General features: G+C 34.5%; 12 protein-coding genes and 1 riboswitch. Of the genes, 5 read left to right on the top strand and 7 right to left on the bottom strand.

The features are described from left to right. The first annotated feature begins 272 nt into the window (after positions 1-272). The gene (locus KI369_RS17980) at positions 273-1,145 is read left to right on the top strand and encodes a hypothetical protein (protein WP_212956845.1); all 873 of its coding nucleotides are present in this window, start codon (positions 273-275) and stop codon (positions 1,143-1,145) included. A 118-nt stretch (positions 1,146-1,263) separates the two neighbouring features. Here the strand turns inward: KI369_RS17980 and KI369_RS17975 are convergent, their stop codons facing one another. The 5 genes from KI369_RS17975 to KI369_RS17955 form a co-directional block, all read right to left on the bottom strand. Then, positions 1,264-2,088, bottom strand: coding sequence for a DUF2785 domain-containing protein (locus KI369_RS17975; RefSeq protein WP_098721187.1), 825 nt, complete (start codon positions 2,086-2,088; stop codon positions 1,264-1,266). A 127-nt stretch (positions 2,089-2,215) separates the two neighbouring features. Then, complete coding sequence (locus tag KI369_RS17970) at positions 2,216-2,887, bottom strand: nucleoside/nucleotide kinase family protein (RefSeq protein ID WP_212956844.1); 672 nt, start codon at positions 2,885-2,887, stop codon at positions 2,216-2,218. 132 nt (positions 2,888-3,019) lie between these two features. Next, a complete protein-coding gene (locus KI369_RS17965) occupies positions 3,020-3,763 on the bottom strand; it encodes a metallophosphoesterase family protein (RefSeq protein WP_212956843.1) in 744 nt (247 codons plus the stop codon). Between the two features lie 13 nt (positions 3,764-3,776). Beyond that, on the bottom strand, positions 3,777-4,703 hold the full coding sequence (locus tag KI369_RS17960) for an aminoglycoside phosphotransferase family protein (RefSeq protein WP_212956842.1): 927 nt from the start codon (positions 4,701-4,703) through the stop codon (positions 3,777-3,779). Between the two features lie 14 nt (positions 4,704-4,717). Beyond that, entirely contained in the window at positions 4,718-5,515 is a 798-nt protein-coding gene (locus tag KI369_RS17955; protein WP_212956841.1) for a VOC family protein, read from the bottom strand. A 98-nt stretch (positions 5,516-5,613) separates the two neighbouring features. On the opposite strand from KI369_RS17955, the gene KI369_RS17950 reads away from it, so the two are divergent. Next, entirely contained in the window at positions 5,614-6,624 is a 1,011-nt protein-coding gene (locus KI369_RS17950; RefSeq protein ID WP_212956840.1) for a sulfite exporter TauE/SafE family protein, read from the top strand. Positions 6,625-6,663: 39 nt separating this feature from the next. Here the strand turns inward: KI369_RS17950 and KI369_RS17945 are convergent, their stop codons facing one another. Beyond that, complete coding sequence (locus tag KI369_RS17945; protein ID WP_212956839.1) at positions 6,664-7,113, bottom strand: GNAT family N-acetyltransferase; 450 nt, start codon at positions 7,111-7,113, stop codon at positions 6,664-6,666. Positions 7,114-7,499: 386 nt separating this feature from the next. Continuing rightward, positions 7,500-7,692: riboswitch (Lysine riboswitch) on the top strand. 112 nt (positions 7,693-7,804) lie between these two features. Here KI369_RS17945 and KI369_RS17940 point away from each other — a divergent pair. The 3 genes from KI369_RS17940 to KI369_RS17930 all read left to right on the top strand — a co-directional run bounded on the left by KI369_RS17940 (position 7,805) and on the right by KI369_RS17930 (position 10,496). After that, positions 7,805-9,271: an amino acid permease gene (locus KI369_RS17940; protein ID WP_212956838.1), complete on the top strand. Its 1,467-nt coding sequence runs from the start codon at positions 7,805-7,807 to the stop codon at positions 9,269-9,271. A gap of 115 nt (positions 9,272-9,386) precedes the next feature. Continuing rightward, entirely contained in the window at positions 9,387-9,692 is a 306-nt protein-coding gene (locus KI369_RS17935) for an iron-sulfur cluster biosynthesis family protein (RefSeq protein WP_001026181.1), read from the top strand. Between the two features lie 33 nt (positions 9,693-9,725). Then, on the top strand, positions 9,726-10,496 hold the full coding sequence (locus KI369_RS17930; protein WP_212956837.1) for a DNA alkylation repair protein: 771 nt from the start codon (positions 9,726-9,728) through the stop codon (positions 10,494-10,496). Positions 10,497-10,659: 163 nt separating this feature from the next. Here the strand turns inward: KI369_RS17930 and KI369_RS17925 are convergent, their stop codons facing one another. After that, complete coding sequence (locus KI369_RS17925; protein ID WP_238484935.1) at positions 10,660-11,382, bottom strand: MerR family transcriptional regulator; 723 nt, start codon at positions 11,380-11,382, stop codon at positions 10,660-10,662. Between the last annotated feature and the right edge of the window lie 95 nt (positions 11,383-11,477).

The raw sequence follows: 11,477 nt of genomic DNA, 5'->3' as shown, positions 1-11,477 counted from the left end.
TTGTTCTTCTCCTTGATGTAAATAATCATTATACACTTTTTCAAAATCTTTTTTGTCCATTAAACTCACCTCCAACACATTTTATTAGTATGGTTGGAAGGTGTTGGTTTTATGTGCTTTTTTATTACCGTAACAAGACTTTATAGCCTAATATATATTTATTTTATAAATCCTTTACTACTTAATTTAAGCTGAATTTAAGTGTTAATATTTTCCTAAAAACTTTATACTTTATTATATCGAAACGAAATTTGAAATGGAGAATGGCTAAGATGAATATAGATATTGATCGTTTAACTGATATTTGTTTAGAGTTTCAGCAATCTAGATTTTATGTTACTAGAATTCCTAAAGAATTCTTATCAATTGCCCAAAAACGTTTTTCTATACCAACGGAAGATCAAATTATCGCTTTTTTAAGTTGTAATTTATTTGGATCAGGCAAGTATGGTGTTTACTTTACGAGTTCAGGTTTATACTGGAAAAATTGGTTATTAGGTAAAGGAAATTTGAAATGGGAACAATTAAATAAAGTGCAACAAATTGAAATTGATAAAGATGGTTTCTTATCTTTTGATGCTCAAAAAAGCTTCAATATTAACGGGAGTGATTATCCCCCACTGTTATTTAAAGAATTACTTATAGCTCTTACGAATTCATTCCAAAATTCAAAACAACAGGATATACATCCAATTATAAAAATGGATGAGATAAAATCTATTTGCTCTTTATTTGAAACGCACAATGAATTATTAGAACCTGATAATGGATTATTTGTAGACACTCATATTTCAGAAAAAAAGTTAAAAGCAATTGAGGCACGGTTTATCATTCCAAAAGAGGAACAGATCATCGCTTTTTTAGATACATCTGTTCTTGGGAATATGGGGAAAGGATCGGATGGGGTATTAATTTGTCAATCAGGTATATATTTTAGAGAAACTTTTGTACACTTATATTTCCCATGGCATGTTTTTAAAAATATCCCTATTACTTTAACTTCGGATGAATTTGAAATTGGGAAAGGAAATATATTTCATCTTCTACATGCTAGAATGCCTAGTCAAGATATTCTATTATTCATCAAGAATTTAAAACAGTACGTGAATAGTTTATATGAAGAACATCCACAATTACATATTTAATACACTCGTGTATAGTTAAGTCTAAAATTTCAATTCAACTAAAAAACCGATTATTTTTGTAGAGGGCCTACAAGTATAATCGGTTTTTTACTCTTATTCTTTTCTTATATTCCCTTTTTTAATACCTACGCAAACCCTTCAAAGTCTCCAATATATCATCTGTAAAGGCTGTACTACCTTCCGTCTCTAAAACTCTGAAATAAAAACTTCTTAAGAAAGTTCTAATATTTTGTACTAAAATAGCATGCTGTGGATGTCGGATGTCTTCAACCGTTGCTATACTATGTAGCCAATTGCTCCATTCTTCTTCAGTTAAAAGATTTTGGTTACGTAACGACATAATTGGCGCTACTAATCTCTCATCTTCAAAGTGAATGTATACGTAGTCATGTAAGCGAACCTTCTGACGAACAGCAGCTAATATTGCATATGAAAACTCACGATTTTGTATTGTACGTGCTAAAGCATCGAGCGCATCTGCTGCATGTGCAGTAGAGTGTGCCCAGCCTTTTCCTTCCACGTAACCCCTTACATCTTCTTCTAAATATACATATTCCAGTACTTGTTCTGCCACACTGTACAGTTGTTCTTCAGATAACAACGGCTCTCTTTCATGAACAGATAAAATAAGTGGCGGGATTAATACAGAGAACGCACGTTTAAATACAGAATCTGTTCCCTTTTCACCAATTTTATAAAATAAATAATCAGGGCTAATTGCTTGTAGCATTAATCCTCGTAATTCTTTTTGTCTAAATACATCATTTGTAATCCATGTGTGAAGCGTACTATAAATTAAATCATCACGTAATTCAGCATCAGGTGAACCGATATAATCTAGCATCCACTGCGCATATGGATATGCATCTACATCTTCTGGTACAGCATAATTATTATTTTTAATTTGTAGTAGTTCTTCTTTTAATTCTAGTACTTCATTCATTCTATTCCCTGTCCCCTTTTTACGTTTTTTATTGCCTTATCCCCCGTTTTTACTTTCTAAAGTTAATTTAATTATACGAGAATTATAACTATAAATAAAAGGCTATACATATACTTTTGATTGTGTATTACTTTCGCTCATGAAATATAAGTTCTGGATTTGCTAAATCACTATTCCGAAATACAACATCCGCACACTCTTTCGGATTATGCTCATCTATATACATCTTACAGGCCGCATGATACCTGTTCAAAAACATCTTCTCTGCTTCTTCATAACTTCCAAAAGCTTCAGTTTCCCGTTTAGCACCATGTTTTCTCGCAATCTCAAAATCTGTATCTACAAAAATTTTGTAATCAAATAAATGCTCAACTTCTTTTTTTAATAGAAATGTTCCATCTACTATGAGTACCATATTGGGTTGAGCCATTAACGGCTCATTATGTACAGGAATATCCGTTTTTAAATTATGAGAAATCGTTTCATACTGTAAATTCCCATTAGGTCCTAAAGGTTTTAATAGTCTTTCTTTAAAAGCTGTATAATCGTGTGCATCTTCATAATACCCTCTTGCAGATTCTTTACCTTGTGCATAGCGAATCAATCTTGGATTATGAAAATCGTCAATGCTAGCGCGTGTTACTGGTAACCCTCGTTTTTTTATTTCTTCCGCTAGTTCATTTGCAAATGTTGTCTTTCCTGAAGCTGTAATACCACTTACTCCAACTCTTGTTGGATGGGTTAAGTTTAACTTTAAAATGTGATCTGCAATTTCTTTGATTCGTTGTTTTCGGTTCATGATATTTCCTCCCCTAACAAGTTTACATAATATAATTATGAGTGATATCTTATATCACTATTTGTCAGTAAGTCGATATCTTATGTCGAATCGTCGATATATCGAAAAAATCGTTGATATATGATGATTGGTTTACTTCCCCTTAAACCCTCGATACAAAGCAGTCCGTAACTCCTGTTTATATTCTTCAAGGTCTGGCATATCGAGTTCTTCTGCTAGCCTGATAGCTAATTCAATATCATAAGGTACGCGTACGAATTGAATGGAAAAGCTCGCTGCTTCTTTGTCATTGTAAGTTCCTTCGAATATTAAATAGGAAGCTTGTGTAATTTCAAGAGGATTTCCTACGCTACCGGTGTTACATAACGTTTTCCCCCTGAAATTTTGAACGAATGCCTGGTGAACATCACCGTAGCAAACGACATCTGGTTTTCTTTCCCCTTCTATATTCTCCGTGAGCTCACTGTTTTCGAACATACTAATACGCTCTTCTCTTGCAGCGTGTGGTTGAATTCTTTCATATAAACTTCTAGGTGAAGCGTGGAACATACGAATCAATTTGCCGCTCATAAAAAATTCGATTGAAAATGGTAAGCTTCTTAAATAGTCATTTTGTTCTTCCGATAATTGTTTTTGATGCCATTTTAACGCTTCAAATTCAGTTGGTTTTGTAATGAAATCATCCCAGTTTCCCATTACAACTCCTTCACATTCTTTACGAATGATTTCAATTACTTCGCTAGAATGAGGTCCTTTTCCGACTAAATCCCCAAGGCAAATAATGCGCTCAATTCCTCTTAATTTAATATCTTGTAGTACAGATTCTAATGCTGGAATATTACCATGTATATCTGAAATTACCGCAATTTTGTCCATATGTATTCCTCCTTTATTTATTAAATTCACTTGATTGGTACCATTTTGGAATATAGGTTGAAAAATGATTATGATCTTCTAAAATTCCGTTGAGTCTTTCCTTCATATCATCTACTAAATGCGGCGTGCTTCGGTTCGTCCATACGATATCAGCTGGGAATGTCATTGCTGCATATAAGGAGTACAGCTGCCAAAAGTGAAGTGACGGTTCGCCTCCGCAATAACCGTGAACTTGTCCAACCGCAAATGGTTTGCTTATTCTTGTAGTAAAAATCGCTACATTATAAAAATCGTGTATTGGATCGCCAAAATCATATCCACCAAAATCGATAACGATATACTCCTTGTTATGAATCATACTATTTGCTGGATGGAAGTCATCGTGTAAAAATGTAATTGGACGATTTTTTAATAATTGTTTATGATTTTCTACAAAGGTTAATACAGGCTTCAAATCCAGAAAGTTCACCTCGTAATCTGTTAATGCCTCTATGTATCTTTCGTATTTATTCCATCTAGAAGTTTCCCATTTATTACTTGCACTTTCTCTTTCAATTGAGTGAATCCTCTTTAATACTTCTCCTGCTTTTCTTCCTGCATGATACTGTTCTTCCACCGATAGCTTCCTTAAACCTTCTTCACCATTTACACCTTGGACCCATTCAAATACTTGAACACATTTATTTAATTCTTCAAGTTTTATGAAATGAATTAACTTAGGCGTTGGAATATGTAATGACTCTAATTGTTTCATATACGTATATTCTTCTTGTTTACGTTCAAAATAAACTGCATCACATACTTTTACAAAATATGTTACTCTACTTTCTAATTCTATTTTATATTTCTCTTCATGTGAAAAACCTTTTGAAATAGCTGTACACTTTACAATACGAGGCCATTCTAGTTTTCTCTCTATCTCTCTTAACATTTCTTCCACAAAACTCACCTCTATCAATATATGTACAAACTACCTAACACTTCATGTCCTCGTTTATTTTCCCCTTTAAACTCCATTGCAAAAGGGTATTCGCCTTGATTTTTCAAGCATTCTAGCACTAATCCTTCCCCAATTGGTTCGCAAAATTGTACATGAATATCTCCAAACGATACACTTTGACATTCCGCATTCCATTCTTTATTTTGTATAACTGTACTTGCAGTTAACTCCATTACTTCTTTCCATTTCTGCACCGTTTCTCGAACATTTTTCACTGCGTAATGAATCGTTTCAATTTGTTGTACTTTGTTTTTATGTTCAGTGATCATTCCTATGTTACGTAAATCGTTTCTTCTTTCTTCGTCTGTTTCATTCCATTGTATAAAGAAAGGTAATTTCGGTCCGTTCTCTTCTTGCTTTACAAATAACATTTTCCATTCTAAAAGGCGGCCATCTTTCCTTATACGTTTCCCTTCAAATGGTCCTATTGTTTGTAAACCGTATTTACTAAATTTATCTGCTAATTCTTCAATGGCATCTGTTCGAATTGCGATTTGTAGCATCCCTTCGCCATCTTGTAATTTCACTACCGTTTCTTGTACTAACGGATTTTCTGCTTCTTTCGCTTTTTCTTCATGTTGAACTGCTAAAAATTCTATGTATGATAAATCAAAATAACTTAAACTATTCCAAGTACCCCAAGTAGTATGCTCTCCGCCTATTGCGGTATGAAATCCACGCTCCTGCATTTGTTTTGCCGCTTCCTCCGGTGTACTGTGTACTGCGTGAACGAGATGATCAAATCGTAACATGTCTTTCTCCCCTTTCTCTCCATCCTTTTATTGTATATTTTATTTTTATTTCATTCAATTTAAAAAACTTTAAAACCTAGTTGATTTATACGATTAATATGTATTATAATGAAACAAATTTAATTATTGCTGATTGGAAAAACCAAAGGCACTTTTCTCATACGGGAAAAGTGCCTTTTTCATTTATTATTACAGGGGGATTTTTTATGCAGAAATTAATTGTCTTTGCTATTATTGGATTTTTCGCTCAATTGATCGATGGAGCACTTGGAATGGCGTATGGGGTAACATCTACCTCACTATTATTAATGTTTGGTATCGCACCGGCTGTCGCTTCCGCATCTGTTCATTTAGCTGAAGTTGTTACAACCGCCGCTTCTGGGGCATCTCATATCAAATTTGGAAACGTTGATAAATATACCGTTTCCAGGCTTACATTGCCAGGAGCAGTTGGCGCATTTATTGGGGCATGTTTTTTAAGTAATTTACCTGGCGATGTCATTAAACCGTACATTTCCGTATTTTTATTTACTTTAGGGGTTTATATTTTATTACGATTCCTCATTCAAAAACAAATTGTCACTTCAAAGAAACGTATGTCTGCTAAACAACTTGTTCCGCTTGGCTTATTTGCTGGATTCGTTGATTCAACTGGTGGCGGTGGCTGGGGACCGATTACGACACCTGTGCTTTTAGCAAGAGGAAATGAAGCTAGAAAAGTTATCGGATCTGTAGATACGAGTGAATTTCCTGTTTCACTCGCTGCAACAATTGGCTTCTTCATCTCACTTGGCTGGGAACAAGTAAGTTGGGTTTGGGTGTTTTCTCTCATGCTCGGTGGTATCGTTGCGGCACCAATCGCTGCATGGTTAGTACGCATCGTTCCAGCACATTTACTTGGCGTATTAGTTGGTGGTCTTATAATCTTTACAAACATTCGTACACTGCTTACTACATTTAAAGTGGATCCAACTATTATTTCACTTTCTTACGTGGCAGTTGGTCTTGTCGTTATTATTTCTATTTTCATTGCTGTTCGCAATCATTCCAAGCACTCTAACGCGCCGACAGCCGGATATCCGAATGATCAAAAACAAATGCTTCCATAATGATAAAAATACCGCCCGATATACTTCGAGCGGTATTTTTCATTTTTCCATTCTCCAATTAATCATTGTTTCTGTAGTGCCAATTCTTTTCATATGTAATTTCTCTAATACACGAATCGACCCCTCATTTTCAAGAAGTGTCTCTGCAATAATTGTTTCTACCTGTCCTGTTTGAAAAGCCCAATTTATTAATTCTCTTACAGCTTCTGTCGCATAGCCTTTATTCCAATATTTCTCAATAAATCCGTAACCAATTTCTACTGTATGTCCCTCATTTGGTTTCCCTTTATACCCTATATCACCTAGAACGATGTCATCTTCTTTTCGAATGACATACCACGCCCCCCAAGGTAATAAAGCCTTATCTTTTTTTACATTTTCTACATGCCCTACAATATGTGGACCACTATTATATCCTTGCTCGTTAGCAACGTGAATACTCTCTTCTGTACACGGCACTATATAGAGCCTTTCTGTTTCTAATTTCATATTGATTTCCCCTTTTCAATTAAACAATACCTCAATTTTACCAAGAATAAAAAGAATATTCATTCTATTTATTGGATTTATACTTATTCTTTGAAACGAATTTAAGGAACAATCCTCTTTTGATAGTCATGTCGAATTATATTTTCAGAATTTTCTTTTATTTTTAAAGGGTTTTTCAATATTTTTTGCGAAACATTTGTATAACAATTTCTTTCTTTATTTTTTGTTACATAACAATAGGTTCGGGTGGAGTTTTGCAAGCGTTTCCTATACAATAACCGATATTTTTTGACTTTTCCTAACAAAATATCTTGCAATATATTCAGAAAGTCATTACAATTGCCATATATTAAAAATCTTAGCAATATATCAAATCCTCATCAATCCGATGAGGTAGAGGTTGCGACTTTTAAGAGTAAAACGGACGAGACACAGAGAATGTCACCGACTCCGTTTGAAAGGAAAAGTTGCCGAAGTTTATATTTCTTCTCTGGAAATATGAGCTGGGGCTGTTTCCGAAAGGAACAGAACTGTCACGTTTACAAAATTACCGTGTAAACGTGGGGTGCTATCTTAACGGAAGGGTATGATGGGGTGGTTATTTGTGAAACGTTCCGCCAAATTCCTTTGGCGGTTTTTTGTATTTTTCTCCCCCGCTCCTTCCTATCTTACAAGAAAAGGAGTGTTGAACATGAATAGCGCAACGAATCAAACTACCTCTAAAACAGAAACTACAAAAGGAAAAGGTGAATTAAAACGTAGTTTAAAATCAAGACACCTTACGATGATTTCTCTCGGTGGTACAATTGGTACCGGACTATTTCTTGCCAGCGGTGGTGTCATCCATACAGCTGGACCTGGTGGTGCATTAGTTGCATACGCCGCAATTGGAATTATGGTTTACTTTTTAATGACGAGCTTAGCTGAACTCGCAGCATACATGCCTGTTACCGGATCTTTTAGCACATATGCAACAAAATTTGTTGATCCATCACTTGGCTTTGCCCTTGGATGGAACTATTGGTATAACTGGGCCATTACAATTGCCGCTGAACTAGCTGCTGTAACTTTAATTATGAAATTTTGGTTCCCAGATACTCCTTCTCTTATTTGGAGCGGATTATGTTTAGCTATTATTTTCCTTTTAAACTATTTATCTGTTAAAGGGTTTGGTGAATCTGAATATTGGTTTGCACTTATTAAAGTAGTTACAATTATAATCTTTTTAATTGTCGGCTTTATGATGATTTTCGGAATTATGGGTGGCGAATCTGTTGGCTTTAAAAACTTCACTGTTGCAGATGCACCGTTTAACGGCGGCATCATGGCAATTATCGGTGTATTTATGGCAGCTGGTTTTTCATTCCAAGGTACTGAATTATTAGGAGTAGCTGCTGGTGAAACATCTGATCCAGAGCGTAATATTCCGAAAGCAATTCGTTCAATCTTTTGGCGTATTCTTTTATTCTATATCCTTGCAATTCTCGTTATCGGTTTATTAATTCCTTATACGACTGAAAGTCTTGCTGCAAGTGATGTAACAGTAAGTCCATTTACACTTATTTTTGAAAAAGCTGGCGTTGCTTTTGCTGCTTCCGTTATGAACGCTGTTATTTTAACGGCAGTACTATCTGCTGGTAACTCTGGTATGTATGCATCAACTCGTATGCTTTGGGACTTAGCTCGCCAAGGTAAAGCACCAAAATTCTTAGGCAAATTAGACAGCCGCGGTGTACCTGTTAACGCATTAATCGTAACGTCAATTGTCGGTAGTATCGCTTTCATTGCTTCCTTATTCGGCGACGGTGTTGTATACATTTGGTTATTAAACGCATCTGGAATGTCTGGCTTTATCGCATGGGTCGGAATTGCAATTAGTCATTACCGTTTCCGTAAAGCATATATTGCACAAGGAAAAGATTTAAAAGACTTACCATATAGAGCAAAATGGTTCCCGTTCGGTCCAATCTTCGCATTTGCACTTTGTGTCATCGTAATTTTAGGTCAAAACTACGGCGCATTTATGGGCGAATCAATCGATTGGAACGGTGTACTCGTTTCTTACATCGGTTTACCACTCTTCTTAGTACTATGGTTAGGATATAAATTCACGAAGAAAACGAAAGTAATTCCACTTGATAAATGTGAATTGAAATAAAGTGAAACGAGCGAACAAATATGTTTGCTCGTTTTTTTTATTCCAATGCTTCTCCCTTTCCTATTGCTCCTGTTTTTGCAATAATAAAGGAAATATACATAAAGGTTGGGATACGATGAACATTCGCATTACTGATGAAGCAAAAGCAGCTATACATAGATTAGAACGTGAAGACAAAAAGATCATTCGCATTAGAGGAACAATGACAAACTCTTGCAGTATTTTCGTTGATGTCGATTTAATTTGGGATACATATGTTGCAGATGATGTTGTATATGAAGATGCAGACCTTATCGTACAAATGGATTCATTTACGAAAGACTACACTGGTGATACGGTAAAACTTGATTATAAGACGACTGGTTTTAGTATTACGACTCCGAGTGAGACTTTGGTGTATGGGTTGTCGATTAAAAAATAAAAATTGTTTTTAGCTGATCAATGGGGTGAAAAAATGGGTAAATATGTTCCATTAAAATTTTTATTCAACGAAGAATTAGCAGAAAAGATGGCTGATTCTATTTATAAACACGATCCTACTTTCTCTAAAAGAAACTTTGTATCTTCCGTAACATGTAAAGTTGAAAATTTAGAATTAAAGCAGCGTATTGAAGTAATGGCAGATGAATTACATCATGCATTACAAAAAGATTTTAATGCAGCAATACATATTTTACTGAAAACATTGGGACCAGAAAATACAACAGAAGTAGGCACATTTACAAACGGATATATGTACATGCCTATTGCAAAATACGTTGAAAAATATGGGCTTTACGATTTTGAAAGTTCATTCAACGCCATGTATGAAATAACAAAAAGGAATACTGCTGAATATGCCATTCGGCCTTTTCTTGAAACATATCATGAAGACACACTACACATATTACAACAGTGGATTCATGATGAAAACAGTCACATTAGAAGATTAGTATCTGAAGGTACAAGACCAAGACTTCCTTGGGCTAAAAAAATAGGAGCTCTAAAAGGCGACTTTAAGAACAATTTACAGCTTCTTGAACCTTTAATGAATGACCCTTCTAAATATGTTCAAAAATCTGTAGCCAATCATATTAACGATATTACGAAAGAAGATAAAGAACTTGTTTTTCAATGGTTACAACAATTACGCGATAAACAGTATCCTGTTAACCCTTGGATTATAAAACATGGGTTAAGAACGGTGATAAAGAACGATACTTTACCAAAAGATTTTTCTTTTTGAATATTTTAAACAAAAACGCGTATGCTTCAAAAATGAAGCATACGCGTTTCTTTCTTTTAAATAAAGCAATAACAAACGAATTTCCTCAATATTCCCCTTCTTCAATGAAAGGTCTATAGCATTATTTCGATGAAGGTAAACCACCTACAATTACTCATAAAATCTATCCCTCTTCCATTTCTACTTGCTTCATATAATATTCCATCGCTTCATTAAGCCATTTTTGTTCATTTTCTGCGAAAGGCGAAGGTATCATATTTTCAAGTTCTTGCATATCCAGTTCTTCCACACTAGTATTAGCTAACTTTTGTATCAAATCCTCATTAAGAAATGAAAAAGACTCTTCTATATATTCCTTAACCATCTCTTGTACTTTCGAATCCTCGACTGGTTTACCATATAATTGTTTAACCTTTTTAGATAATTCAATAAACGTTTTATCCAAGGCAATTTTATCTTCTTCTGATTTCTTTGATAATTCTTCCACGATATCCGTTAACTTATGGCGTTCCATCCATTCTTTATGTGTATGTTCTGTTTTCATACCGTAAATAAGACTAAATAATACTGTACTATCTATTTCACACTCCTCTTTGACTAACTTCATTACTCTTTTAATTGCTTGCATTGATTTCTCAATTTGTTCTTTTTCTCTTTCTAACACTTGCAAATGGAGAGACAAACTTTCATTCAAATCAACACCAAAACTTGATTCGTGTAACAAATTAGCGACTTTATCTAGACTATAGCCTAGAAATTTTAAACTTAGAATTTTTTGTAAGGTTATAATATCTTGATACTTGTAAATGCGGTGCCCTGAGGAAGGATTCTTTTCAGGTTGTAATAACCCGATTTCATCATAATAGTGCAAAGTAGGAATTGGTATTCACGTTTTTTCTGAGAATTCTCCGATAGAAAACTTTTGATCCTTTTTCATCTAAATCCCCCTATTAAAATTATAAATTCATTATAAAACCTAAA

Origin of the sequence: Bacillus sanguinis (assembly GCF_018332475.1) — a bacterium.
GTDB lineage: Bacteria > Bacillota > Bacilli > Bacillales > Bacillaceae_G > Bacillus_A > Bacillus_A sanguinis.
Note: the sequence above shows the minus strand (reverse complement) of the source record. Positions and strands in the feature narration are given on the sequence as shown.